Source organism: Nonomuraea sp. NPDC048901, assembly GCF_040649695.1.
Classification (GTDB): domain Bacteria; phylum Actinomycetota; class Actinomycetes; order Streptosporangiales; family Streptosporangiaceae; genus Nonomuraea.
In genome coordinates this window covers 368,137-391,195 of the sequence record NZ_JBEZFW010000008.1, presented here as the reverse complement: position 1 = coordinate 391,195, position 23,059 = coordinate 368,137, and the positions used below count along the sequence as shown (strand labels likewise).

General features: G+C 70.5%; 23 protein-coding genes and 3 tRNA genes. 8 read left to right on the top strand and 18 right to left on the bottom strand.

Going from position 1 to position 23,059, the window contains the following annotated elements; translation table 11 throughout:
• The 4 genes from coaD to AB0C30_RS29215 all read right to left on the bottom strand — a co-directional run bounded on the left by coaD (window position 1) and on the right by AB0C30_RS29215 (window position 5,329).
• The gene (coaD, locus tag AB0C30_RS29230) at window positions 1–477 is read right to left on the bottom strand and encodes a pantetheine-phosphate adenylyltransferase (RefSeq protein WP_219530151.1); all 477 of its coding nucleotides are present in this window, start codon (window positions 475–477) and stop codon (window positions 1–3) included.
• A 15-nt stretch (window positions 478–492) separates the two neighbouring features.
• Window positions 493–1,059, bottom strand: coding sequence for a 16S rRNA (guanine(966)-N(2))-methyltransferase RsmD (gene rsmD / locus AB0C30_RS29225; protein ID WP_357950447.1), 567 nt, complete (start codon window positions 1,057–1,059; stop codon window positions 493–495).
• Between the two features lie 423 nt (window positions 1,060–1,482).
• On the bottom strand, window positions 1,483–3,660 hold the full coding sequence (recG, locus tag AB0C30_RS29220) for an ATP-dependent DNA helicase RecG (RefSeq protein WP_357950444.1): 2,178 nt from the start codon (window positions 3,658–3,660) through the stop codon (window positions 1,483–1,485).
• 34 nt (window positions 3,661–3,694) lie between these two features.
• Complete coding sequence (locus tag AB0C30_RS29215; RefSeq protein WP_357950441.1) at window positions 3,695–5,329, bottom strand: DAK2 domain-containing protein; 1,635 nt, start codon at window positions 5,327–5,329, stop codon at window positions 3,695–3,697.
• Between the two features lie 201 nt (window positions 5,330–5,530).
• On the opposite strand from AB0C30_RS29215, the gene rpmB reads away from it, so the two are divergent.
• Entirely contained in the window at window positions 5,531–5,716 is a 186-nt protein-coding gene (gene rpmB / locus AB0C30_RS29210) for a 50S ribosomal protein L28 (protein WP_049556934.1), read from the top strand.
• 167 nt (window positions 5,717–5,883) lie between these two features.
• On the opposite strand, the gene thiD is transcribed toward rpmB, so the two are convergent.
• The 3 genes from thiD to AB0C30_RS29195 form a co-directional block, all read right to left on the bottom strand.
• On the bottom strand, window positions 5,884–6,678 hold the full coding sequence (gene thiD / locus AB0C30_RS29205; RefSeq protein WP_357950438.1) for a bifunctional hydroxymethylpyrimidine kinase/phosphomethylpyrimidine kinase: 795 nt from the start codon (window positions 6,676–6,678) through the stop codon (window positions 5,884–5,886).
• 104 nt (window positions 6,679–6,782) lie between these two features.
• On the bottom strand, window positions 6,783–8,717 hold the full coding sequence (locus tag AB0C30_RS29200; RefSeq protein ID WP_357950435.1) for a hypothetical protein: 1,935 nt from the start codon (window positions 8,715–8,717) through the stop codon (window positions 6,783–6,785).
• Between the two features lie 127 nt (window positions 8,718–8,844).
• Entirely contained in the window at window positions 8,845–9,873 is a 1,029-nt protein-coding gene (locus tag AB0C30_RS29195; protein ID WP_357950432.1) for a thiamine-phosphate kinase, read from the bottom strand.
• Between the two features lie 47 nt (window positions 9,874–9,920).
• Here AB0C30_RS29195 and AB0C30_RS29190 point away from each other — a divergent pair, with 47 nt between their 5' ends.
• Together AB0C30_RS29190 and AB0C30_RS29185 are read left to right on the top strand one after the other, a co-directional pair.
• Window positions 9,921–10,154: an Lrp/AsnC ligand binding domain-containing protein gene (locus AB0C30_RS29190; RefSeq protein WP_225291979.1), complete on the top strand. Its 234-nt coding sequence runs from the start codon at window positions 9,921–9,923 to the stop codon at window positions 10,152–10,154.
• Between the two features lie 14 nt (window positions 10,155–10,168).
• The gene (locus tag AB0C30_RS29185) at window positions 10,169–10,609 is read left to right on the top strand and encodes a DUF3515 domain-containing protein (RefSeq protein WP_357950429.1); all 441 of its coding nucleotides are present in this window, start codon (window positions 10,169–10,171) and stop codon (window positions 10,607–10,609) included.
• Window positions 10,610–10,613: 4 nt separating this feature from the next.
• Here AB0C30_RS29185 and AB0C30_RS29180 read toward each other — a convergent pair whose 3' ends face one another.
• The 3 genes from AB0C30_RS29180 to AB0C30_RS29170 all read right to left on the bottom strand — a co-directional run bounded on the left by AB0C30_RS29180 (window position 10,614) and on the right by AB0C30_RS29170 (window position 13,536).
• Window positions 10,614–11,708 (bottom strand): D-alanine--D-alanine ligase family protein, encoded by a 1,095-nt coding sequence (locus AB0C30_RS29180; protein WP_357950426.1) that lies wholly within the window; start codon window positions 11,706–11,708, stop codon window positions 10,614–10,616.
• A gap of 102 nt (window positions 11,709–11,810) precedes the next feature.
• A complete protein-coding gene (locus AB0C30_RS29175) occupies window positions 11,811–12,821 on the bottom strand; it encodes an NAD(P)H-dependent glycerol-3-phosphate dehydrogenase (protein WP_357950423.1) in 1,011 nt (336 codons plus the stop codon).
• A gap of 4 nt (window positions 12,822–12,825) precedes the next feature.
• The gene (locus AB0C30_RS29170) at window positions 12,826–13,536 is read right to left on the bottom strand and encodes a lysophospholipid acyltransferase family protein (protein ID WP_357950420.1); all 711 of its coding nucleotides are present in this window, start codon (window positions 13,534–13,536) and stop codon (window positions 12,826–12,828) included.
• 74 nt (window positions 13,537–13,610) lie between these two features.
• On the opposite strand from AB0C30_RS29170, the gene cofC reads away from it, so the two are divergent.
• Window positions 13,611–14,246, top strand: a complete 636-nt coding sequence (cofC, locus tag AB0C30_RS29165; RefSeq protein WP_357950417.1) for a 2-phospho-L-lactate guanylyltransferase — start codon at window positions 13,611–13,613, stop codon at window positions 14,244–14,246.
• Window positions 14,247–14,321: 75 nt separating this feature from the next.
• Entirely contained in the window at window positions 14,322–14,552 is a 231-nt protein-coding gene (locus AB0C30_RS29160) for a hypothetical protein (protein ID WP_357950414.1), read from the top strand.
• Window positions 14,553–14,604: 52 nt separating this feature from the next.
• On the opposite strand, the gene AB0C30_RS29155 is transcribed toward AB0C30_RS29160, so the two are convergent.
• The 4 genes from AB0C30_RS29155 to leuC all read right to left on the bottom strand — a co-directional run bounded on the left by AB0C30_RS29155 (window position 14,605) and on the right by leuC (window position 17,209).
• On the bottom strand, window positions 14,605–14,904 hold the full coding sequence (locus AB0C30_RS29155; protein WP_225291986.1) for an HU family DNA-binding protein: 300 nt from the start codon (window positions 14,902–14,904) through the stop codon (window positions 14,605–14,607).
• A 98-nt stretch (window positions 14,905–15,002) separates the two neighbouring features.
• On the bottom strand, window positions 15,003–15,242 hold the full coding sequence (locus AB0C30_RS29150; RefSeq protein ID WP_357950411.1) for a hypothetical protein: 240 nt from the start codon (window positions 15,240–15,242) through the stop codon (window positions 15,003–15,005).
• Window positions 15,221–15,808, bottom strand: coding sequence for a 3-isopropylmalate dehydratase small subunit (gene leuD, locus AB0C30_RS29145; RefSeq protein ID WP_357950408.1), 588 nt, complete (start codon window positions 15,806–15,808; stop codon window positions 15,221–15,223). The genes AB0C30_RS29150 and leuD overlap by 22 nt, the downstream gene beginning before the upstream one ends.
• Before the next feature lie 12 nt (window positions 15,809–15,820).
• A complete protein-coding gene (leuC, locus tag AB0C30_RS29140) occupies window positions 15,821–17,209 on the bottom strand; it encodes a 3-isopropylmalate dehydratase large subunit (RefSeq protein ID WP_357950406.1) in 1,389 nt (462 codons plus the stop codon).
• Window positions 17,210–17,306: 97 nt separating this feature from the next.
• Here leuC and AB0C30_RS29135 point away from each other — a divergent pair, with 97 nt between their 5' ends.
• Entirely contained in the window at window positions 17,307–18,023 is a 717-nt protein-coding gene (locus AB0C30_RS29135; RefSeq protein WP_357950403.1) for an IclR family transcriptional regulator, read from the top strand.
• Between the two features lie 58 nt (window positions 18,024–18,081).
• Complete coding sequence (locus tag AB0C30_RS29130; RefSeq protein ID WP_357950400.1) at window positions 18,082–19,803, top strand: hypothetical protein; 1,722 nt, start codon at window positions 18,082–18,084, stop codon at window positions 19,801–19,803.
• A gap of 144 nt (window positions 19,804–19,947) precedes the next feature.
• Here AB0C30_RS29130 and AB0C30_RS29125 read toward each other — a convergent pair.
• The 4 genes from AB0C30_RS29125 to AB0C30_RS29110 form a co-directional block, all read right to left on the bottom strand.
• A tRNA-Glu gene (locus tag AB0C30_RS29125) sits at window positions 19,948–20,020 on the bottom strand.
• 18 nt (window positions 20,021–20,038) lie between these two features.
• A tRNA-Glu gene (locus AB0C30_RS29120) sits at window positions 20,039–20,114 on the bottom strand.
• An 80-nt stretch (window positions 20,115–20,194) separates the two neighbouring features.
• Window positions 20,195–20,773, bottom strand: coding sequence for a hypothetical protein (locus AB0C30_RS29115; protein ID WP_357950397.1), 579 nt, complete (start codon window positions 20,771–20,773; stop codon window positions 20,195–20,197).
• Between the two features lie 40 nt (window positions 20,774–20,813).
• Window positions 20,814–20,885 (bottom strand) — tRNA-Gln (locus AB0C30_RS29110).
• Between the two features lie 164 nt (window positions 20,886–21,049).
• Between AB0C30_RS29110 and AB0C30_RS29105 the strand changes: the two genes are divergently transcribed.
• On the top strand, window positions 21,050–23,017 hold the full coding sequence (locus tag AB0C30_RS29105) for a M3 family metallopeptidase (protein WP_357950394.1): 1,968 nt from the start codon (window positions 21,050–21,052) through the stop codon (window positions 23,015–23,017).
• Window positions 23,018–23,059: the final 42 nt, after the last annotated feature.

The following is a 23,059-nucleotide window of genomic DNA, read 5'->3' as shown; positions in this document are numbered from 1 at the left end:
TCAGCTCCTGAGCCGCTCGATGAGGAGCTCGTGCACCAGGTCAGGCACCAGTCCGGACACGTCACCACCGTATCGGGCGATCTCCTTGACCCTGCTGGAGGACAGGAAGGAGTATTCGGGGTTGGTCGGCATGAACAGCGTCTCGACCCCCGACAACCGGTAGTTGAGCTGTGCCATCTGCAGCTCGTAGTCGAAGTCGCTGACCACCCTGATCCCCTTGACGATCGCGGGGATGTCGTTCTGCTTGCAGAAGTCTACGAGCAGGCCATGGAATTTCTGCACCTTGACGTTCGCGTACTCCTTGGTCACGGTGTGCAGGACCTCGATCCGCTCGTCGACCGTGAACAGGCCGCTCTTCTCGAGGTTGATGAGCACTGCCACGGTCACCTCGTCGTACAGCCGGGCAGCCCGGCCGATGATGTCGAGGTGGCCGTTGGTGATGGGGTCGAATGACCCCGGGCAGACAACGCGGCGCAAAACGCCTCCCCAGGTCTACGGGTTCCCGGCGGCGCGACCGTACCAAACGGATGCTTCGCCGTAGCGACGGACCCTCTCCTCTGCGTAGCCTTCGGGCCACACCAGGGCTTTTCCCCTGCTTTCCCGCTCGAACGCCACCAAAGCCCCATCCGTCAGCCAGCCGTTGTCGCGCAGTGACTCCAGTACGCGTGTGACCTCGTCGTCAGTGACGGCATAGGGCGGATCCGCGAAAACTATGTCGAAGCCCTCCTCCTCGGGCTTCGACAGGAACCGCTCGACCTTGTCGGCCACCACCCGCGCCCCGTCGAGCGCCAGCGTCTCGACGTTCGCCCTGATCGTGCGGACGGCCTTCGGGTCGGACTCGACGAGCACCGCGTGGGCGGCCCCCCGGGACAGCGCCTCCAGCCCGACGGCCCCCGACCCCGCGTACAGATCGATCACCCGGGCGCCCGCCAGCCCGTGCAGCGAGTCAAGGGTCAAGAAGATCCCTTCTCGCGCCCTGTCACTGGTCGGTCTCGTCCCGCGCCCCGGCGGCACGGCCAGCCGCCTGCCACCCGCGCTCCCCGCGATGATCCGAGTCATGAGGACCATTGTTCCGCATGTCGACGCAGGTCAAGAGTGGACAAGTGTCGGCCTCGAGTACGCAAGGGTGATTCCCATCGCGGGGAGGGTCTCGCATGATGGGTCCTGCGGCCTTCAAGGTGACCCAGTTGGAGGCCGACCGGCGTGATCGTGAGCCCTTCCGCACGCCGGTTCCCTCGGCACCTGACCCGAGGGTGGGCCCAGCCGGGGACGGCATTCGGGGGGAGGCCGTCCCCGCGGCTGGGGCCCACATCAAGATCAAGGGCTTTTTTTGTTTTACGGCACGGCCGGGTTGGCCGCCACCCGCCATACGTGGCTGGGGGCCTCCAGGAAAACGGCCGCTGAACCCGCACAGAGCCGGGCACCGTTACGTGCGATCCTTACTCGATTCCGTGGCATCTCATGCCCGGAGCTGCCCTTGGATCAGGTCTTCTCCAAGTACTCGGCCCGTTCGTCCGCCAGCAGGCGGTCTATCTCCGCGCGCAGACCGTCATTGGACTTCAGGTCCGGGTCGGCGGCCAGCAAGGCCGCTGCTTCGTCTCTGGCCGCCTCTATGACGTCCTCGTCGCGGAGGAGCTGGAGCAGCTTCAAGGACGAGCGTTTGCCTGACTGGGCCGCGCCCAGGACGTCGCCTTCGCGGCGTTGTTCGAGGTCCACGCGGGACAGCTCGAAGCCGTCGAGGGTCGCCGCCACGGCCGACAGGCGGGCTCGGGCGGGGGTGCCCTCGGGGAAGTCCGAGATCAGGAGGCAGAGGCCGGGCAGACCGCCCCGGCCGACCCGGCCGCGGAGCTGGTGGAGCTGGGAGACGCCGAAGCGGTCGGCGTCCATGATGATCATGACTGACGAGTTGGGCACGTCGACGCCGACCTCGATGACCGTGGTGGCGACGAGGACGTCGAGCTCGCCACGGGTGAACGCGCGCATGATCGCGTCCTTCTCCTCCGGCGGGAGCTTGCCGTGCAGGACGCCCAGCCGCAGGTCGCGGAAGGGGCCGCTGGAGAGCAGCTCGGCCACGTCGAGGACGGCCAGCGGCGGGCGCCGCTCGTCGTCGGACGGCGGCGCCTGCAGATCCCCCTCGTCGCCCTCCAGGTCGCCGATGCGCGGGCAGACGATGTAGGCCTGCCTGCCGAGGGCGACCTCCTCGCGGACCCGCTCCCAGGTGCGCTCCAGGAAGTGCGGCTTCTCGGCGGCGGGCACGACGTGGGTGGTGATCGGCGCGCGGCCCGACGGCAGCTGCGACAGCGTCGAGACCTCCAGGTCGCCGAACACCGTCATGGCCACCGTACGCGGGATCGGGGTGGCGGTCATGACCAGCACGTGCGGACGGCCGCCGCCGGCCTTCTCGCGCAGCGCGTCACGCTGCTCCACACCGAACCGGTGCTGCTCGTCGACCACGACCAGCCCCAGATCGGCGAACTGGACATGCTCCTGGAGCAGGGCGTGCGTGCCCACGACGATGCCCGCGGTGCCGGAGGCGGCGTCGAGCAGCGCGGACCTGCGCGCGGCGGCGCCCATGGAGCCGGTGAGCAGGGTTACGGCCGTGCCGCCGAACATGCCGCCCTGCGCGAGGTCGCCCAGCATGCCGCTGATCGAGCGGTGGTGCTGCTGGGCCAGCACCTCGGTGGGCGCCAGCAACACCGCCTGGCCCCCCGCGTCGACCACCTGCAGCATCGCGCGCAGCGCCACCACGGTCTTGCCCGCGCCCACCTCGCCCTGCAGCAGCCGGTGCATGGGATGCTCCAGCGCCAGGTCGGCCGCGATCTCCTCGCCGACGAGCGCCTGCCCTTCGGTGAGCGAGAACGGCAGCCGCCCGTCGAAGTCGGCCAGCAGGCCGTCGGCCCGCCGGGGCCGGGACCTGGCCGGCCACGCGGTCGCCGCCTGCCTGCGCTGCAGCAGCACGGCCTGCAGGACGAACGCCTCGTCGAACTTCAGCCGCTCACGCGCCCGCCGCATGTCGGCGAAGTCCTTCGGCCGGTGGATGGACTCCAGCGCCTCGCCCAGCCCCTCCAGCCCGCGCCGATCCCGCAGCTCGGCGGGCAGCGGATCGTCGAGGGGCCCGAGCGTGTCGAGCACCACGCCGATCGCCCGCCTGATCGCCCATGGCGTCAGGTCCTTGCCCGCCGGATAGATCGGGACGGGCGCCGCCGCGAAGTCCTCGGCGCTCGCCTCGCCCTCCTCGAACAGCTCGAACTCCGGGTGCGACAGCTGCCACCGCGGCGTCGTCCTGGACCCGAACATGCCCACCTTCCCGGCGAACATCCCCCGCCGCCCCGGCTTGAGCCGCGACTCGGCCACGTGGGAGCCCTTGCCGAAGAAAGACAGGTAGATCTTGTTGCGCCCGCCGTCGACGACCTCGACCTCCAGCCAGGTGCCGCCGCGGTTGCGCATGGGCTTGCGCATCAGCCTCGTGACCTCGCCCACCACGGTGACGTGCTCGTCGACCTCCAGCGCGTCGAGCGAGGTCAGCTCCCCGCGCTCGGCGTAGCGGCGCGGGTAGTGGCGCAGCAGGTCGCCGACCGTCTCCAGGCCGAGCACGCTGTGCAGCAGCTTGGCGGTCTTGGGGTCGAGCGCTTTCGTCAGGGGCTCGTCGAAACGGCTCACGGGACTATGTTCTACCGCCTGCGGCCGACAGGAATCATTCGACACCGATGAGCAGTGGATAACCGCCCTGCTCTCCGTCGTAGACGACCAGGTCCACGTCGGGCCTGATGACCCTGAGGTGGGCTTCGACGTGCGCGGCCAGGCGTACCGGCGCGTCGGCCCCCGTGACCAGGGTGACCAGTTCGCCGCCGCCCGCCACCATCCGGTCCACGACGAGCGTGGCCACCTCCTCCAACGTGCCGCCGATCACCGACACGTCGCCGTCGATCAGCCCGAGCACGTCACCGGGACGGCACACGCCCGCGCTCGTCACCGCCTCGCGGTCGGCCACCACCAGGTGCCCGTGGCGCGTGTGCCCGGCCGCGTCGGTCATGGCCACCACGTCGTCGTCGAAGCGGCGCAGCGGATCGTGCACGGCCAGCGCGGCCAGCCCCTGCACGGTGGCCCTGGTGGGCAGCACACTGACCACGACGCCGTCCTCACGGGCGACCTCGGCCGCCGCGGTCGCCACCGCCCCGGCGCCCTCGTCGTTCGGCAGCACCGCCACCTCGCCGCCCGCCTCCCGGATGGCGGCCAGCATCGCGGGCAGCGTGGGCCGCGTGCCGGGAGCGCGGCGCACCACCACCGCGCCGCACTCCTCGAACAGCGCCGCGATCCCGTCGCCCGCCGCGACCGCCACCACGCCCCGACCCGCGCTGGCCCGGTGCGTACGCTCGGCCAGGTAGGTGATCCTGATCCGGTGCGGCCGCCCCGCGCGCAGCGCCGCCTCGACCGCGGGGCCCGCCTCGCCCACGTGGACGTGGACGTTCCACAGGCCCTCGCCACCGACCACGACGAGCGAGTCGCCCATCGCGTCGAGCTCCTCGCGCAGCTTGGCCACCGCGGCGTCGTCGGCGTCGAGCAGGTACATCACCTCATAGCCGGCCCCCACCTCGCTCATCGGCGAGATCCGTGAGGTCGGCGCGGGCACGTCGTAGCGGTCGCTGTAGGAGCCGGTGATCACCCGTTCGAGCGACTCCAGGATGATCGCCAGCCCGGCGCCGCCGGCGTCCACGACGCCGCTGCGCGCCAGCACGTCCAGCTGCTCGGGCGTACGCCGCAGCGCCGCCCGAGCCGCACCGGCCGCCCGCCGCGCGACCGCCGCGAGATCGCCCGTCACTTCCTGGCCGACCACTTCCTGCTGCTCATCCTGCTGGCCGGGCACCTCGTGGGCGCACACTTCCTGGCTGCGCACCTCCTGTACGGGCATCTCCTGTACGGCCTGTGCCGCCGCCTCCAGCACGCTCAGCACGGTGCCCTCGACCGGCCTGGCCACGGCCTCCCTGGCCAAGGTGGCGGCCCGCAGCAGCCCGGCGCGTAAGTCGGCGCCGTCCTTCAGCACCTCCGCGAGCCCGCGCAGCGCCTGGCTGACGATGACCCCCGAGTTGCCCCTGGCGCCAATCAGCGCGCCGTAGGAGAGCGTCTGCCACATCACCGCGGCGTCCACGTCGTCCGGCAGCGCCTCGACGGCCTCGGCCGCGGAGAGCACGGTCAGGTGCAGGTTGGTGCCGGTGTCGCCGTCCGCGACCGGGAACACGTTGAGCGCGTCGATCTCCGCCCTGGCGCCGCCCAGCGCGTCGGCGGCCAGGCGGGCCCAGCGGCGTACCGCGGGCGGGTCGAGAACCTCCATCTGCGCGCTCCGACCTCCCCGCATGCGCTACCGTTAATGCAGGAGGATATCTCCGCATTTGAGCCCGTCTAGTGCTCGTGGTTCGCGCCCAGTGGCGCGGATCGGATATCCTCGTCAGGCTGGCCGGTTGTCCCGGCATGCCCTTCGCCCGGAAAGCATCACGCGGACAGGGCTACATCGACTGTTTTAAGGAGCGATACCGTGGCTTCCGTCTGCGATGTCTGCCGCAAGGGGCCGACCTTCGGCAACAACGTGTCCCACTCGCACCGCCGCACCCGCCGTCGCTGGAACCCCAACATCCAGACGGTCCGCGCGGTCATCGGCGGCACGCCGAAGAAGCTCAACGTGTGCACCTCGTGCATCAAGGCCGGCAAGGTCACCCGCTAGCCGGTCCCGACTTTCGCCAAAGCCCGCCTGCTCGACACCGAGCGGCGGGCTTTCGCCGTGTCCAGGGTGACTCGACGTCGGGGGATTCTCCCGGCATCGGGGGGTGACCCGGCGTCCGGGATGCCCCCGACAGCCGGGGTGGACTCAGCGCCCCCGGATGGCTCGGGTCAGCGCCAGCGCCAGGCGTGGTCGACCGGGCCGATGCCGTCGCCGAGCGGGAAGCCCTTGGCGATGGCGCCCGTCACGTACTCCTTCGCCTTGCCCACCGCCGCCGGCACGTCGTCCCCCAGCGCGAGGTGGGAGGCGATGGCCGAGGCGAGCGTGCAGCCTGTGCCGTGCGTGTGCCGGTTGTCCAGGCGCGGCGCGGAGAAGCGATATTCGCTCGTGCCGTCCGTGAGCAGGTCCACGGGCTCGCCGGGCAGGTGGCCGCCCTTGATCAGGGCCCAGGCGGGGCCCAGCTCCAGGATGGCGTCGGCCGCGCGGCGCAGGCCGTCCTCGTCCTCGACCTTGACCGAGGTGAGCTGCTCGACCTCCCACAGGTTGGGCGTGACGACGGTGGCGACCGGCAGCAGCCGCGTCTTGACCGTCTCGACGGCCTCGGGCGCGAGCAGCGGGTCGCCGTGCTTCGACACGCCGACCGGGTCGACCACCACCGGCGCCGAGTACGCGCCCAGCGCCGCCGCCACGACCTCGACCAGTCCGGGTGAGGCCAGCATGCCGGTCTTGACCGACCGGGCGCCGATGTCGCCGAGCACCGAGTCGAGCTGCGCCCGTACGGCCTCGGGCGGCAGCTCCCAGTAGCCCTGGACGCCGAGCGAGTTCTGCGCGGTGACCGCGGCGATGACGCTCATGCCGTGGACGCCCAAGGCGAGCATGGTCTTGAGGTCGGCCTGAATACCCGCCCCGCCGCCGGAATCGGACCCGGCGACGGTCAGCACGCATGGAGGGGTCGTAACCGTCATATCCCCATCCAACCATCCCCCGCCGGGATGGCCGGCTAGCCAACGGCCCGTCCCCGGTAGGAGGGCCGACTAGCTGACGGCCCCTCCCCCACCGGCATGGCTGCTTAGCTGACGGCGCAGTCCCCGCCCACCAGGCCGCAGTTCGCCGGCGCGGCGCCCCGGCCCGTGGCCGAGATCGTCAGCTGGGCGGTGCCGCCCTCGGCGAGCGACTCGGGCAGGTCGATGATCAGCTGATCCCCGTCCTGCGTCCACCCGGCGCCCTTCACGTCCAGTACCCGGCCGCGGATCGGCAGGGAGACCGTGAGCGACGGCAGCGCCGCCAGGGAGGAGTTGACGACGTCCAGGTGCGCGGTGTAGCCGACCAGCCCTTGGTTGGTCACGTCGAAGTTCAGGCTCACCGACTGACCGCCCGCGGCCTGGGCCGGGTCGGTGGGTACGGGGGCCGTCGTGACAGTGCCGGTCTGGGTGTCGGGGTTGTTGACCGTCGTGGCCTCTTCGGTCGGCTCCTCCGTGGGGCTCTCCGTCGGGCTCGGGTCGGCCGGCTCCCTCGTGGGTTTGACCGGTTTCTTCGTCTTCGTCTTGGTCGGCGTCGGTGTCGGGGAGGCGCTACGGTGCGGCGTGTGCACGTTGACCGTGGCCGACGGCTTCGGGGTGTCGGCGGCCTTGGTCTCCTCCTTGGTCGGCTCCTCGGAGGGCTCCTCCGTGGGCTCCTCATCCGCCGGGGACTCGCTGGGCTTCGCACCCGGCTGGTTGGTCACCTGTACGGCGGCGCAGGTGGCGCCGGCGCACTTGGCCGGATCGTTCGAGGAGCTCATCATCTTGACGCCGGCGACAGTACCGCCGAGGACGACCGCCACGGCGGCGACCGAGAGCAGCGCCACCTTGCCCCGCCCGCCACTGGGAGGCGCGGCGAGCACGTCGGGGTCGGCGGGCGGCTTCTTGCGGCCACGGCGGCGGCGCGGCTCCGGCTCGTCGATCGGCTCGTCCGACGACCAGCCCGAGCCGAGGAAGCCGTTGTCGGCGCTGTCCGCCCAGGCGGGCGTGGGCGCGTCGACCATGGTCGGCGCGCCGTACACCTTGATGTCGCCCGGCGCGGGCGGCTCGTTCGACGGCGGCCCGAACACCTCGGTGGAACCGAAGACCTGGGTGGCGCCGAAGGGCTCGTTGAAGTCACGTGTCTCGTTCGAGCCGGGCTCGCCGGCGGGTCCCGATGGCCGGCCGGGGGTGTCCCATTCCGGACGCGTGAAGGCGCCGGTCGTCTCGAACGGCCCCTCGGGACGGTCGGACTGTCCGGCACCGCCCGCCGGCGGCTGCTGCGGCTGGTTGAACCCACCTTCGGGGGGCATGATGAAGGCCCCCGTGGTCTCGGAAGGCCCCTCTGGGAACGCCCCAGAGCCCTCAGGACGCCCCTGGGGCCGCGTGGCTGACCCGTCGGGACGCATGAAGGGGAGGACCGAAGCCCCTTCGGGCCGGGTGAAGCCGTCCGCGGGTCCTTCCGGGTGAGCGAAGCCGCCCGAGGGCCCTTCGGGGCGAGTGAAGCCGCCTGAGGGCCCTTCCGGATGGGTGAAGCCGCGTGCGGGCCCTTCGGGCCCGGTGAAGCCCCCTGCGGGTCCTTCGGGGCGGGTGAAACCGCCCGTGGGTCCTTCTGGGCGGCTGAACATGCTCGGGGGCTCGGAGGACGACTCCGGGGGCCGGCCGGCGGCCTTCGACCGCGGCGGCGGCGCGAACGCGCCCGTCGTCTCGAACGGGTCAGGCCGTACGCCGGGAGCAGGCCCGGTCGGGGCCGGTCCGCCTTCCCGTTTCGGCATCGGCGCCCACTGGCCCGTCACCTCCACCTGGTCGGGCGGCGAGGGCCAGCCGGGTGGCTCGGCTCCTGGCTCGTCCGGGCCCCAGAAGGCGCTCTTGGCGGTCGGATCCGGGACGGCGGCCCACCTCGCGGCGGGGTCGGTGGTGAACCTGGGGTCCTCCTGTGAATCGTCGGAGCCCTCGTTCCCCCATTCATCCTCGTCGTCGGATCCACCTGTGCCGTGGCGGCCCATATGGCTGCCCTTTCTGCAGGTTACAGTGGCCGCCAATCTTCATAACACCTTTACTACGGCTTTGTCCCAGTAATCCCGGTAGTCACACCCCAAATCCGCCAAACCTTACACAAATCGCGGCGGCTTGTCACGCAAAGTGATCCCATCCGGCGTGACCAATTTCACGCCCTCGGACGTGAACTCCCTGACCTGCCACTACGTCCCCCACGATTCGCCACGGAGGCGGCAGCGCCACTCCGGCGGGGAACACCGCCGCGAGCGCGTGATCCTCACCGCCCGACAGCACCCAGTCCAGCGGATCGGCCCCCAGCCGCTCGGCCACCGCCGCCACCGGCTCCCCAACGACGAACGCGGCCGGGTCCAGCTCGACGCGTACGCCACTGGCCGCCGCGATGTGCCCGAGGTCCTGAAGCAGGCCGTCACTCACGTCGAGCATCGCGCTCGCCCCCAGCTCCGCGGCTTGGGGCCCCGAGGAGTACGGCGGACACGGCCGCCGATGCGCGGCCACGGCCTCCCAGAGCGCCTCTCCCTGCGGAGAGAAGGGCGGAGAGAGGGGCATCCCCTCCACACGGCTCGGCTCCGAAGGCTGGCTGGGTGGCCAGCCGGATTCGAGCAGTGCCAGCCCCGCGGCGGCGTACCCAAGGCGTCCGGCCACCGCCACCACCTGCCCGGGGCGTGCGCCCGACCGGGTCACCGGCGCTCGGCCGCCCAGATCGCCGAGCGCCGTCACCCCGATGACGACCAGGTCGCCGCGCGCGATGTCGCCGCCCACGACGCTCGCCCCCACGATCGCGCACTCGTCGCGGAACCCGTCGGCGAGCGCGTCGAGCCACTCCACCGGCAGGTCCGCGGGCATCCCCAGGCCGACCACGATGGACGTCGGCACGGCCCCCATCGCGGCCACGTCGGCAAGGTTTTGAGCTGCGGCTTTGCGCCCCACGTCATAGCCGCTGGACCAATCGCGGCGAAAGTGCCTACCCTCGAGTAGCAGGTCCGTAGACACCACGACGCGCCCGTCGGGCGCCCTTACCATTGCGGCGTCGTCGCCCGGTCCGAGGAGAACCGTCGCACCTTGCGGCAAACGCCCGGAAATACGAGACACCGCTCCGAATTCGCCGAGATCTCCGACTGTGATGACGCACCTCCTGACGCACACAGGGTACGGTGGCCCTTCGGCGTGATCGAATCGCCCGGGAGGACGTAATGGTGCAGGCCTACATCCTTATTCAGACCGAGGTCGGCAAGGCCGCGAGCGTGGCCCGCGAGATTTCCGGCATTCCCGGAGTCACGCAGGCGGAGGACGTCACCGGCCCCTACGACGTGATCGTGCGCGCGGAGGCCAACAACGTCGACGAACTGGGCAAGCTGGTGGTCGCCCAGATTCAGGCCGTGGAGGGCATCACACGTACTCTGACGTGCCCGATCGTCCATATTTGAGGTAAATCTAGTTCATGCGCCGCACCACTGTCCTGCTCGCCCTGCTGATCCTCGCGGGGTGTGGCGGCGCCGTTCGCGTGGAGCCGCCCAAGCCTCAGGGGGAGGCGGCGGCGGCCTGCGAGAGGCTGGCCGGGCGGCTGCCCAAGACGCTTGACGGCGCCGCACGCGGTGAGTCCACGCCCGCGTCCCCGTACGTCACGGTCTGGGGGGAGGCGGAGATCGCGCTCCGCTGCGGTGTGCCGCGCCCGGCGCGGATGTCCCCGACCGACACGTTGCAGGAGATCGACGGCGTGGGCTGGTTCGCCGACCCCGACAAGCCGACCCTGTACACCGCGATCGAGGACCCCGCCTATGTCGAGGTCACGATCGCGGGCACCCACGTCGCCCCCTCGGTCCTCGCGGACCTCTCGGGGCCGATCAGCCAGGCGTCGGCCTCCCAGAAGCCCACCCCGTAGTCAGTCAGCGCAGCCCGGGTGAACGGTGCAGGGCGAGCTGGATGAGCCGGTCGACCAGCGCCGGGTACGACAGCCCCGAGGCGGCCCACAGCTGCGGCGCCACCGACAGCGAGGTGAACCCGGGCATGGTGTTGATCTCGTTGAAGATCAGCTTCCCCTCGGGCGTGTAGAAGAAGTCGACCCGCGACAGCCCTTCGCAGTCGAGCGCCTCGAACGCGCGTACGGCCATCTCCCGCAGCTCCTCGGCCACCGCCTCCGGGAGGTCGGCGGGCACGGTGAGCGACATCTGGTCGGGGTAGTACTTGGCCTCGAAGTCGAAGAACTCCTGACCGCCCTGGACCTTGACCTCGCCCGGCGTCGAGGCGATCGCCGGCTCGTCGCCGAGTGACTCGAGCACCGCGCACTCGATCTCGCGCCCCTCGATGGCGGCCTCGATGAGCACCTTGGGATCGTGCTCGCGGGCGACCTCGACGGCCCGCTCCAGCGAGGCCCGGTCGTGCGCCTTGGAGATGCCCTGTGACGACCCGGCCCTGGCGGGCTTGACGAACACCGGCCAGCCGAGCTCCTCGGCCTCCTTCAGCACCCGCTCCCGGTAGAGCCGCCAGTCGCGCTCGCGCACCACCACATGGCGTCCGATCGGCAGTCCGGCGGCGGCCATGACCGTCTTCATGTGGGCCTTGTCCATGCCCACCGCGCTGGCCAGCACGCCGGAGCCGACGTAACGCACGCCGGCCATCTCCAGCAGGCCCTGGATCGTGCCGTCCTCGGCGAACGGGCCGTGCATGACGGGGAAGACCACGTCGACGCTGCCCAGCTCGACCGGGATGCTGCCCGGGTCGTAGGCAACCAGCGAGGCGCTGCCGGAGGGCAACGCCAGGGCCGCGCCCGTGGTGTCGACGGCGGGCAGCTCGCCCGCCTCGATGGCGAACCGCTGGTCCGACGCGGCCAGCACCCACCTGCCGTCCTGGGCGATCCCGATGGGGATCACCTCGTACTTGCTCCTGTCGATCGCCTCCAGGACACTGCCGGCTCCCATCAGGGACACGGCGTGCTCGGAATTGCGACCTCCGAAAACGACGGCGACGCGTGGCTTGCTCATGAGGTCCGAATCTACCGGCGCGTACGCCGCACAGCGAGTCAAGCGCGCGGATGACGTCGCCATACGCACGCCGGACCACAAATCAGGCAAGCGGAAGACGTGTCATACGCCGTAACGCTCGGGCTTGGGCGAGCGGGACATGAGCAGCATTCCGGCCTCGCTCGGCGACATGCCGTCGTGCACCACGCCGACCACGACCTCGGTGATCGGCATCTCCACGTCGTGCTTCCTGGCCAGCTCCAGCACGGACTCGCAGGACTTGACGCCCTCGGCGGTCTGCCTGGTGGCGGCGATGACCTCGGCGAGCGTCATGCCGCGGCCCAGGTTCTCGCCGAACGTACGGTTGCGCGACAGCGGTGAGGTGCAGGTCGCCACCAGGTCACCCATCCCGGCCAGACCGGCGAACGTGTGCGGGTCGGCCCCGAGCGCCGCGCCCAGCCGGGAGATCTCGGCCAGTCCCCTGGTCATCAGCATGGCGCCGACGTTGTCGCCCATACCCATGCCCGAGGCCACGCCGACGGCCAGCGCGATCACGTTCTTGACCGCACCGCCGAGCTCGACGCCGACCACGTCGGTGTTGGTGTAGGGGCGGAACCACGGCGGCAGGTGGCAGACCGCCTGCAGGCGCGCGGCGACCCCTTCGTCCACGCAGGCCACGACCGTGGCGGCGGGCTGGCGCTGGGCGATCTCCTTGGCCAGGTTGGGGCCCGAGACGACGGCGACCCGATCCTCGTGCACCCCCGCCACCTCGCGGATGACCTCGCTCATCCGTTTGGTCGTGCCGAGCTCGATGCCCTTCATCAGGCTGACCAGGACCGCGTCGCGCGGGATGTGCTCACGCCAGGCGGCCAGGTTGGGCCGCAGGGACTGCGACGGCACGGCGAGCACCACGAAGTCGGCGCCGTCGAGCGCTTCGGCCGGGTCCGTCGTCGCGCGCAACGACGGGGGCAGCGCCACGCCGGGCAGGTAGTCGAGGTTGGCGTGACTGCGCTCGATCCCCGCGACCAGCTCCGGCCGGCGGCCCCACAGCACAGTGTGGTTGCCCGCCTCGGCCAGGATCATCGCGAACGTGGTGCCCCACGATCCGGTGCCGAACACCGCGACCTTCGTCATGCCATCACCGTCCGGCCGGGTCATAGGGGGCCGCGGGAGCCTGCTGCCCGCGCAACGCGGCGAGCTGCTCGGTGATCGCCATCACGATGTCGTGGGTGGCCGCGCGCAGCACGTCGGCCTGCGGCTCCTGCCCTGTGTACGCCGACAGGTCGACCGGCGGCCCCACCATCACGCGGAACGTCTTGCGCGGGAACAACCTTGGCCGTTTCTCCCCATAGGGCAGCAGCTCGTGCGCGCCCCAGTGGGCCACCGGGATCACCGGCGCGCCGCTCTCCAGCGCCAGCCTGGCCGCGCCCGTCTTGCCGACCATCGGCCACAGGTCGGGATCCCGGGTGCAGGTGCCCTCGGGATAGAAGAGGATCGCGGCGCCGTCCTTCAGCCGCGCCGCCGACTCGTGCAGCGACTTGGCCGCCTCGTCGCTGCCCCGCTCGACGGGGATGGCCCGTAGGGAGCGGACCGCGTTGCCCAGGAACGGCACCTTGAACAGCGTGGCCTTGGCCAGGATGACCGGCCACCGCCCGTTGTTGTAGAGGAAGTGCGCCAGCAGCACGGGGTCGGTCCAGGAGAGGTGGTTCGTCGCGATGATGATGCCGCCTGTGCGAGGAATGCGCTCGCCCTTGCGCCAGTCCTTCTTGATCAGGAGCCATGACAGTGGTTTCACGATCACTACGGCCAGGGTCTCCCAGAAACGCGATGGGCGCGTGGGGCGGCTCATGATCTCCTCCTACGGTCTGCGCCCCAAGTCTCCCGGTTGGCCGCATGGGATGTCGAGGCGCGATGCTTAACCCTATGAGCATCCGCTGGTCACTGGTCATTCCGGTGAAGACGCTGGTCGCGGCCAAGACTCGACTGGCGGCCGCCACGGGTCCGCACCGCACCCGGCTGGCCGTCGCCGTCGCCTGCGACACCGTCGCGGCGGCGCTCTCCTGCCCGCTGGTGGCCCGGGTAATCGTGGTGACCGCCGACCCGGCCGCCGCCGGGCCGCTGACCGCGCTGGGGGCCGAGGTGGTGCACGACCCCGACCGCGGCCTGAACACCGCCCTGCGTACGGGCGCGGCGCACGCCGTACGCATCGCGCCCGGCGACGGGATCGGTGCCCTGCAGGCGGACCTGCCCGCCCTGCGCCCGGCGGAGCTGGCCACCGCGCTGGCCCGCGCCGCGGAGTTCGACCAGTCCTTCGTGCCCGACGCGCTCGACGTCGGCACCACCTTCTACGGGGTACGGCCGGGCCGCCCGTTCACGCCGCGCTTCGGCGGGGAGTCGCGGGCCAGGCACCTGGCGGGCGGCGCCAAGGAGCTGTGTACGGAGGACATCGACTCGGTCAGGCGCGACGTGGACACCCCCGACGATCTGCGGGCCGCCATCGCCCTGGGACTGGGACGGCACACCGCGGCGGTCGTCGCCGAACTGTGGCCGCCTGCGTGACCCGGCGAGTTGTGATCGTCTTCGTGACGTGCCGGGGTCTCGCTGGGCGCGGACGCACCGTTTACGCTGGGCCGCATGCAGGCGACGGTACGCAGTTTCGATCCGGTGACGCGTTCCGGCTCGGTCTTCCTCGATGACGGGACCGTGCTGGAGTTCGGCACGCCCGCCTTCGACGCGGGGCCGCTGCGGCTCCTGCGCTCGGGGCAGCGGGTCCGCCTCGCGATGACGGGTGACGAGATCACCTACATAACGCTGTCGACCTTTCCGCTCCCTGATTCGCCGGGAATCCAGGAGTCCCAGGGATAAGGAAACGCCCGGCCCCCCGACAGGGGACCGGGCGCCCGGCTACTTCCTGTGATTACTTCTTCTTCGAGAGCTTCTTGCCGCCGACGTTCACGAGTTCCTTGAAGTCCGAACCCGGACGGAACTTGGGCCCCCAGCTCTCCGGGACCGCGATTTCGGCACCCGTAGACGGGTTACGGGCGCTCCTGGCCCCCTTGTGGACCATCTCGAACGCGCCGAAGCCGGTGATCGAGACCTTGTCTCCGCTGGCGACCGCCTTCTGGATGGCGTCGATGATCGCGTTCACGGCCTCCGTGGCCGTCCTCCTGTCGCCCACCCGGTCTGCGATGGCGTCGACGAGTTCCCGCTTGTTCATAAAGGTCTGCTCCCCCAGTTACGGCTCGGGGTTCCAGCTCATGAGTTCTCGGTAGAAACCCCTTACGCGCTCGAAAGTAGGCGGGATCGCGGGGGAACTCAATCACCGAGCGTGTTTTCGGGTGCGCGTGGCGTGTCGAAATCGCTGTCGAGTGTGGCGAGAAACGCGTCGAGGCGGGTCGCCGCCCTTTCCGGATCCCGCTTCGCCAGATCGCAGATCGCGACGTAACGGCGGCCCAGCCGTTCCTTCTCGGCGGCGGGCAGCATGCGGACGCGGCGGTGCGCTTCGCGCAGCCGCCGCGCCAGTTCGTCGTCTTCTAGACGGTCGTCGGCAGCCATGGCTGCCGACCATTCTCGTACGTCGCCACATCGTCGGCATGACGCAGGGTCAGTCCGATGTCGTCGAGGCCCTCCATGAGGCGCCAGCGGGTGTAGTCGTCGATCTCGAACCCGACGCTCTCCCCGGCCCAGCGGACCTGGCGCTCCACGAGGTCGACGGTCACCTCCAGCCCCGGGTCGGCCTCGACGGCCGCCTGGAGCGCCTCGACCTTGTCGCCCGGCAGGACGACCGGGAGCAGGCCCATCTTGGTGGAGTTGTTGCGGAAGATGTCGCCGAAGCGGGCGGCGATCACGGCGCGGAAGCCGTACTGCTGCAGGGCCCACACGGCGTGCTCGCGCGAGGAGCCGGTGCCGAAGTCAGGGCCCGAGACGAGGATCGAGGCGCCGTTGTAGACCGGGTCGTTGAGCACGAACGCCGGGTCCTCGCGCCAGGCGGCGAACAGGCCCTTCTCGAACCCGGTCCGACTGACCTGCTTGAGCCAGACGGCCGGGATGATCTGGTCGGTGTCGACGTTGCTGCGGCGCAGCGGCACCGCCGTACCGGTGTGGGTGGTGAAGGCGTCCATCGGAAGGCTCTCCTAAACGAGATCGGCGGGGGCGGTCAGGCGGCCGGTGACGGCGGTCGCGGCGGCGACCTGCGGCGACACCAGATGGGTGCGGCCACCCTTGCCCTGGCGGCCCTCGAAGTTGCGGTTGGAGGTGGAGGCGCTGCGCTCGCCCGGCTGGAGCGTGTCGGGGTTCATGCCGAGGCACATCGAGCAGCCCGCCTCGCGCCATTCGGCGCCGGCGGCCTTGAACACCTCGTGCAGGCCCTCCTGCTCGGCCTGGAGCTTGACCAGCATCGAGCCGGGCACGATCAGCGTGCGGGTGGTGACCTGGCGGCCGCGCAGGATCTCGGCGGCGGAGCGCAGGTCCTCGATGCGGCCGTTGGTGCACGAGCCGACGAAGACCGTGTCGACCTCGATCTCGCGCAGCGGCGTGCCGGCCGTGAGGCCCATGTACTCCAGCGCCCGCTCGGCCGCCGAGCGGGCGATCGGGTCGGCGAAGTCCTCGGGGCTGGGCACGGACGCGTCCAGCGGCAGGCCCTGGCCCGGGTTAGTGCCCCAGGTGACGTACGGGGTGAGCGTCGAGGCGTCGATCTCGACCACCTTGTCGAACACGGCGTCGTCGTCGGTGCGCAGCGACTTCCAGTATTCGACGGCCTGGTCCCACGCCTCGCCGGTCGGCGCGTGCTGACGGCCCTTGAGGTAGTCGAAGGTCGTCTCGTCGGGCGCGATCAGGCCCGCGCGGGCGCCGGCCTCGATCGACATGTTGCAGACCGTCATGCGGCCCTCCATGGAGAGCTTGCGTACGGCCTCACCACGGTATTCGACGATGTAGCCCTGGCCGCCGCCGGTGCCGATCTTGGCGATGATGGCCAGGATCAGGTCCTTGGCCGTGACGCCGACGGGCAGCTCGCCCGAGACCTCGATGGCCATCGTCTTCGGCCGGTAGGCCGGCAGCGTCTGGGTGGCCAGCACGTGCTCGACCTCGGAGGTGCCGATGCCGAACGCGATGCCGCCGAACGCGCCGTGCGTGGAGGTGTGGGAGTCACCGCAGACGATCGTCATGCCCGGCTGGGTCAGGCCGAACTGCGGGCCGATGATGTGCACCACGCCCTGACCCGCGTCACCCATGGGATGCAGCCGGATGCCGAACTCGGCGGCGTTCTTGCGCAGCGTCTCGACCTGCGTCTTGGACACCGGGTCGGCGATCGGGCCGAGCACGGTCGGCACGTTGTGGTCTTCGGTGGCGATGGTGAGCTCAGGCCTGCGCACGGTCCGCCCGGCGAGACGGAGACCGTCGAACGCCTGCGGGCTGGTCACCTCGTGGATGAGGTGCAGGTCGATGTAGAGGAGGTCGGGTTCGCCGTCGGCGCGGCGCACGACATGCTGCTCCCAGACCTTCTCCGCCAATGTGCGGGCCATGATCTCCTCCTGGTTGATGCGATGCTCCCCATCGCGCTCCCTCGCGGGAGTGTCCTCCGACTTGCCTTCTCATATGTCGAGACGTCAGTATCGGTGTATGGACAACTCTAGCGGAGTCGGCGTACTGGACAAGGCCGTTCTGGTACTCAATGCCCTCGAAGCGGGTCCCGCTTCGCTGGCACAGCTGGTCCAGGCCACCGGCCTGGCCCGGCCCACGGCCCATCGGCTCGCCGTCGCACTCGAGCACCACCGCATCGTGACCCGTGACACGCAGGGCAGGTTCGTGCTCGGCCCACGGCTTTCCGAGTTGTCCACGGCGGCGGGTGAGGACCGGTTGCTCGCGGTGGCCGCGCCCGTGCTGATGCAGTTGCGCGACCTCACCGGCGAGAGCGCGCAGCTCTACCGGCGCCAGGGTGACGAGCGGGTCTGCGTGGCGGCGGCCGAACGGTCCAGCGGGTTGCGCGACACCGTGCCCGTGGGCTCGGCGTTGCCGATGACGGCGGGTTCCGCCGCCCAGATATTGCTGGCGTGGGAGGAGCCCGACCGCCTGCACCGGGGGCTGCGCGGCGCCAAGTTCACCGCCGCCACGCTGGCGTCGGTGCGGCGCAGAGGATGGGCGCACAGTGTGGGCGAGCGCGAGCAGGGGGTGGCCAGCGTCTCCGCGCCGATAAGGGGCAGCGGCGGCAAGGTCATCGCGTCGGTCTCGGTTTCCGGGCCCATCGAACGGCTGACGAGAGCCCCCGGCCGGCTGCACGCGGTGCCCGTCATGGCGGCGGCCGAACGCATCACGGAAGCGATGCGCCGCACGTCATGATCAGCAAAAGCGCCTATTTGGGGAGCCGAGTGCCTCGCGGGCGCACTAGCCTGAGTGCGTGACAGATCGCATCGAGGTAGCCGCCACTGAGCTGCGACCCCTGCTCGAAGAGTTCATCATCTGGGCGCGCGACAACGCGCCCGAGAGCGACCCCGAGCTCGTGGGACCAGCGGCGCTGTGGCACCGCCTCGCCTTCTCCCAGGATCTCGGCACGTGGAAGCGTGCCGACCTGCGCAACCTGCTGCTCGACCGCATGCCCAAGGTCGTGGAGGACCCCGACGCCGCGGCCGACGGGATGCTCCCGGCCGTCGACGCGTACCTGACGTTCCTCTCGCAGACCGGACGGCTCACCGAGGGTTCTGACTCCCTCTCCGACCTGCAGGCCGAGCTCGACGACGTCGAGGACGACTTCGTCGAGCTGATGGAGGACCTCCTCGACGACGACGCCGAAGGCGACGACGATGAGGAGGAGGAGGAGATCGGCGACCTGGGCGACTTCGAGCCGTTCGCCGACGCGCTGGCCGACCTCGACACGATCAGGCTGCGCCCCGACTCCGAGCTGGCCACGGCCGCCCGCGAGGTGCCGCTGATCGCCCAGGCGCGCGACCTGGCCGTGTGGGTGGGCTCCGGGCGCAGGGTGGGGGAAGACACCCTGCTCTCCGACGACGAGGTGGCCGAGGCGCTGACCGCCGTCGGACTGCCCAGGCCGGAGACCGAGGGCTCGCTCGCCGAGGCCGTCCCGCACCTGTGGAACGTCTGGAACCTCGCCGTCGACCTGGAGTTCCTGGAGCCGGGTGACGCCAACACCGTGGGCGTCCAGGACGACACGTCCGAGTGGCCGTTCGACGACGACGAGGACGTGCTCGACGCCTGGATGCTCGGCCTGCACTCGGTCGACTACGGCGACCCCGAACTGGCCGACGAGGACCTCACCATGGCCCTGGCGGGCCTCACGCGGGGGGCGCTGGTCAGGCTGCTCCTCGGTGGCGGCTCCCGCGACCTCGCGGAGCTCGGCCAGGAGCTGGCCGAGGCGGCCGCGGAGCTCGACGAGCTGGGCGCCGACGCCTGGGAGGCGGCGGGCGACCCGCTCGCCGGGGCGCTCGCCTGGCTGACCGGCTACGGCATGGTCGAGGTCACCGGCCAGACGGTCAGCCTCACGCCGCTCGGCACCGAGGGCGTCGTCCACCTGGTGGACGACTCCGACATCGAGGTCGACGCGCGGCCGGCCATCGAGTCGATGAGCGCCCACGAGCTGCTCGCGCTCAGCGCCGAGCTGCCGGAGGAGGAGGCCGACGCCGAGTTCGCCGACTGGATGCGGCTGCGCGAGCCCGGCAAGGCAGCCGAGGAGCTGCTGGAGGCCGCCGCCCAGGACGAGTCGGACGCGCTCATCCGGGTGCAGGCGGCCAGCGTGGTCGGCACGCTCGGCGAGGCGGCGATCCCGGCCTGGCAGGAGGCGCTGAAGCAGTCCTCGCTGCGCCCCTACGCGGCCACGCACCTGAGCCAGCTCCAGGTGGAGGGCGCGCCGGAGCCGACGCAGGACGACACCCACTGGCTGATCCTCGACATGTGGACGATCTCGGCCGGGCTCGGCCGGTCGGAGTTCATCGGGAGCCTGCGGGACATCGGGCCGGAGCTGCTCAACAACCTGCTCGAGGTGATCTGGAAGATCCCGCACGCGCACGTGGAGGAGCTGCTGGACCTGATCTCTCAGGTCCACCCGGACAAGCAGGTCGCCAAGGCGGCGCGGCGGGCGCTGTTCAAGGCCCGCTCCAACTCCTAGGCACTTTCCGTACGGGATGGCGCCGCTCCAGTCGCTGGAGCGGCGCCATCGCCGTTCCAGCGACGTCTTGGGCTGGCCACCGGCTTGGACGGGCAAAAGAAAAAGCCCCCGGCGCGAAATGCGACCGAGAGCGGTGATGAAATGTAGTCCCGACCGGATTCGAACCGGCGCTACCGCCTTGAGAGGGCGGCGTCCTGGGCCACTAGACGACGGGACCTTCGTGAGCTTGTGGCAGTGGTAGTCCCGACCGGATTCGAACCGGCGCTACCGCCTTGAGAGGGCGGCGTCCTGGGCCACTAGACGACGGGACCCTGTCCACAAGCGATTTTGCCAGGTTCCCCCGGCAACGCAGGTAACTCTACCGCACCCTCGGAGCACCACCAAACCACTATCAGGCCAGCAGATCGGGCCTATGGCGGCGGACCCAGTCGCCCATCGGGCCGCGTTCCCAGAGTGGATCGACGGCACCGAGCGGAATGCCGAGCCACTGGAGGCCGGTCTCCGGATCGACGGGCACCGCGGCGAGCTGAGCCCGCATCCACGGGGGTATCCGCGGCGGCACGTCACGCTCGCCCCAGCCGATCAGCCCGACGGACCGCAGGGCGTCGGCCCGCACCCGGACGCCGCCGAGGCGGCCGATCGGACGAGGGCTGGCCATCCGGCTCTCCACGACGTCGATCCGCTCCATCCGGGCCCACGCCAGCCGGAGGCGGAAGCCGTGCGCGTCGGCCAGCTCCACGCCCTGCGGGGAGAAGCGCACGACGGTGCCCGCCACCATCCGGCGGTGCTTGATCGCCAGCACGCCGGTGAGCGCGCCGACGCCGAGGGCGCCGATCAGCACTCCGGCGGCCGTGCTGCCCGTCACGATCGCACCGAGCAGCAGGCACACGGGGAAGAAGAGCACGAGGGGCATCAGGAGGGGAGCCAGGAAGGCGAGGAACGACCCCGGCCGCATCCGAAATTCATCCATAAGCAAAAAACGGACGCCTCTATGAGACATCCGTTAAGCGCTGGGGTACCAGGACTCGAACCTAGACTAACTGAACCAGAATCAGTCGTGCTGCCAATTACACCATACCCCACCGGCCCGAACCCCGTGGGGCGCGTTAAGGCGACGTCCGAAAGAATAGCCCAGCTTGGGCGCCAAGACCAAAACGATTGCCGAACCGCCTTCTTCCAGGGCGCGGAAGAGAGCCGGGCGTGCCAAGCTGAGGGGGACAAAGCACCACGTGGAGGAGCCCAAGCGTTGGCAGAGAACCCCTTCTTCGCCCCCAGCAGCCTGCCCTACCAGCTGCCGCCCTTCGAGGAGATCCGCGAGGAGCACTACCTCCCCGCGTTCGAGCGCGGGATGGCGGAAGGGCTGGCCGAGGTCGAGGCGATCGCGGACAGCGGTGAGCCGCCCACCTTCGACAACACGATCGCCGCGCTGGAGCGTTCCGGGCGCATCCTGGAGCGCGTGTCCGCGGCCTTCTTCAGCATCGTCTCCTCCAACTCCACGGAGGGCGTCCTGGAGCTGGAGAAGCAGATCTCGCCCGCGCTGGCCAAGCACAGCGACGCGATCCGGCTCAACCGCGCGCTCTGGGCCCGCGTCAAGCGGGTGACCACGGACGACCCCGAGGAGTCGTGGCTGCTGGAGAAATACCGTGAGGACTTCGTCAGGGCCGGCGCCGACCTGACGGAGGTCGAGCAGGGCGAGCTGCGGCGGCTCAACGAGGAGTTGTCCCGGCTGTCCACCGAGTTCGCCCAGAACCTGCTGAAAGCGCTGAGCGAGTCCGCGCTGGTCGTCGACGACGCCAAGGATCTCGACGGCTTCGACGAGGCCACGATCCAGTCGCTGGCGAAGGACGGGCGTTACGTCCTGCCGCTGCTCAACTACACCAACCAGCCGGCGCTGGCCCAGCTCACCGACCGCGACGTGCGTCGCAGGCTCTACACGCTGAGCGTGGAGCGGGCGCCGCGCAACTTCGAGCTGGCGATCAAGATGGCCACGCTGCGGGCCGAACGCGCCGCGCTGCTGGGCTTCCCCAACCACGCCGCCCACACGGTCGCCGACCAGACGGCCAAGACCGTGGAGGCGGTCGAGGCCATGCTGGGGCAGCTCGTCGGGCCGGCCGTACGCAATGCGAAGAAAGAGGCGGAGGCGCTCACCGAGCAGGCCGGGTTCGCGGTCGAGCCGTGGGACTGGTCCTACTACTCGGAGAAGGTGCGCCAGGCCCGCTACGACTTCGACGCCGGGGCCATGCGACCCTACTTCGAGCTGTGGCGCGTCTACCGCGACGGCGTGTTCTACGCGGCCACGCGGCTCTACGGCGTCACGTTCACCGAGCGGCCCGACCTGAAGGGCTACCACGAGGACGTACGCGTCTACGAGGTGTTCAACGAGGACGGCGGCCGGCTCGGCCTGTTCCTGCTCGACCCGTACGCCCGGCCCAACAAGCGGGGCGGCGCGTGGATGAACAACCTGGTCGACCAGTCGGGCCTGTTCGGTGAGCTGCCGGTCGTGATGAACAACCTCAACATCACCAAGCCGGGTTCCGGGCCGACGCTGCTGACCTACGACGAGGTCAACACGGCTTTCCACGAGTTCGGGCACGCGCTGCACGGGTTGTTCTCCGAGGTGCGCTTCCCCCGCGTGTCGGGCACCAGCGTGCCGCGCGACTTCGTCGAGTACCCGTCCCAGGTCAACGAGATGTGGGCGACCTGGCCGGAGATCCTGGCCAACTACGCCAAGCACCACGAGACCGGCGAGCCGATGCCCGCCGAGCTGGTGGAGAAGATGAAGGCCGCGGAGAAGTTCAACCAGGGCTTCATGACGGTCGAATATCTGGCCGCGACGCTCCTCGACTGGGCCTGGCACAAGCTGGCCGCGGGCGAGGCGGTGGCCGACGCCGAGGCTTTCGAGTCCGCGGCGCTGGAGGCGGCCGGGATCGCCCTGCCGACGGTCCGGCCGCGTTACCGGACCAACTACTTCGCGCACATCTTCGCGGGGGGCTACAGCGCCGGCTACTACTCCTACATCTGGAGCGAGGTGCTGGACGCCGAGAGCGTCCTGTGGTTCAAGGAGAACGGCGGCCTGGTGCGGGCGAACGGCGACCACTTCCGCCGCGAGCTGCTGTCCAGGGGCGGCAGCATCGACCCGCTGACCGCCTTCCGCAACTTCCGCGGCCGGGAACCCAGCATCCAGCCGCTGCTGGAGCGCCGCGGCCTCCTCTGACCTCCCCGCGTCTGTCCGCTGCCCCCTGTCCGGCGTGCTCGA

Coding starts and splice junctions, on each gene's coding strand:
- rsmD (WP_357950447.1), bottom strand. CDS start 1,059: ATGACTCGGATCATCGCGGGGAGCGCGGGTGGCAGGCGGCTGGCCGTG.
- AB0C30_RS29215 (WP_357950441.1), bottom strand. CDS start 5,329: ATGGAGGTTCTCGACCCGCCCGCGGTACGCCGCTGGGCCCGCCTGGCC.
- thiD (WP_357950438.1), bottom strand. CDS start 6,678: ATGACGGTTACGACCCCTCCATGCGTGCTGACCGTCGCCGGGTCCGAT.
- AB0C30_RS29200 (WP_357950435.1), bottom strand. CDS start 8,717: ATGGGCCGCCACGGCACAGGTGGATCCGACGACGAGGATGAATGGGGG.
- AB0C30_RS29190 (WP_225291979.1), top strand. CDS start 9,921: ATGGTGCAGGCCTACATCCTTATTCAGACCGAGGTCGGCAAGGCCGCG.
- AB0C30_RS29185 (WP_357950429.1), top strand. CDS start 10,169: ATGCGCCGCACCACTGTCCTGCTCGCCCTGCTGATCCTCGCGGGGTGT.
- AB0C30_RS29180 (WP_357950426.1), bottom strand. CDS start 11,708: ATGAGCAAGCCACGCGTCGCCGTCGTTTTCGGAGGTCGCAATTCCGAG.
- AB0C30_RS29175 (WP_357950423.1), bottom strand. CDS start 12,821: ATGACGAAGGTCGCGGTGTTCGGCACCGGATCGTGGGGCACCACGTTC.
- AB0C30_RS29170 (WP_357950420.1), bottom strand. CDS start 13,536: ATGAGCCGCCCCACGCGCCCATCGCGTTTCTGGGAGACCCTGGCCGTA.
- cofC (WP_357950417.1), top strand. CDS start 13,611: ATGAGCATCCGCTGGTCACTGGTCATTCCGGTGAAGACGCTGGTCGCG.
- AB0C30_RS29160 (WP_357950414.1), top strand. CDS start 14,322: ATGCAGGCGACGGTACGCAGTTTCGATCCGGTGACGCGTTCCGGCTCG.
- AB0C30_RS29155 (WP_225291986.1), bottom strand. CDS start 14,904: ATGAACAAGCGGGAACTCGTCGACGCCATCGCAGACCGGGTGGGCGAC.
- AB0C30_RS29150 (WP_357950411.1), bottom strand. CDS start 15,242: ATGGCTGCCGACGACCGTCTAGAAGACGACGAACTGGCGCGGCGGCTG.
- leuD (WP_357950408.1), bottom strand. CDS start 15,808: ATGGACGCCTTCACCACCCACACCGGTACGGCGGTGCCGCTGCGCCGC.
- leuC (WP_357950406.1), bottom strand. CDS start 17,209: ATGGCCCGCACATTGGCGGAGAAGGTCTGGGAGCAGCATGTCGTGCGC.
- AB0C30_RS29135 (WP_357950403.1), top strand. CDS start 17,307: ATGGACAACTCTAGCGGAGTCGGCGTACTGGACAAGGCCGTTCTGGTA.
- AB0C30_RS29115 (WP_357950397.1), bottom strand. CDS start 20,773: ATGGATGAATTTCGGATGCGGCCGGGGTCGTTCCTCGCCTTCCTGGCT.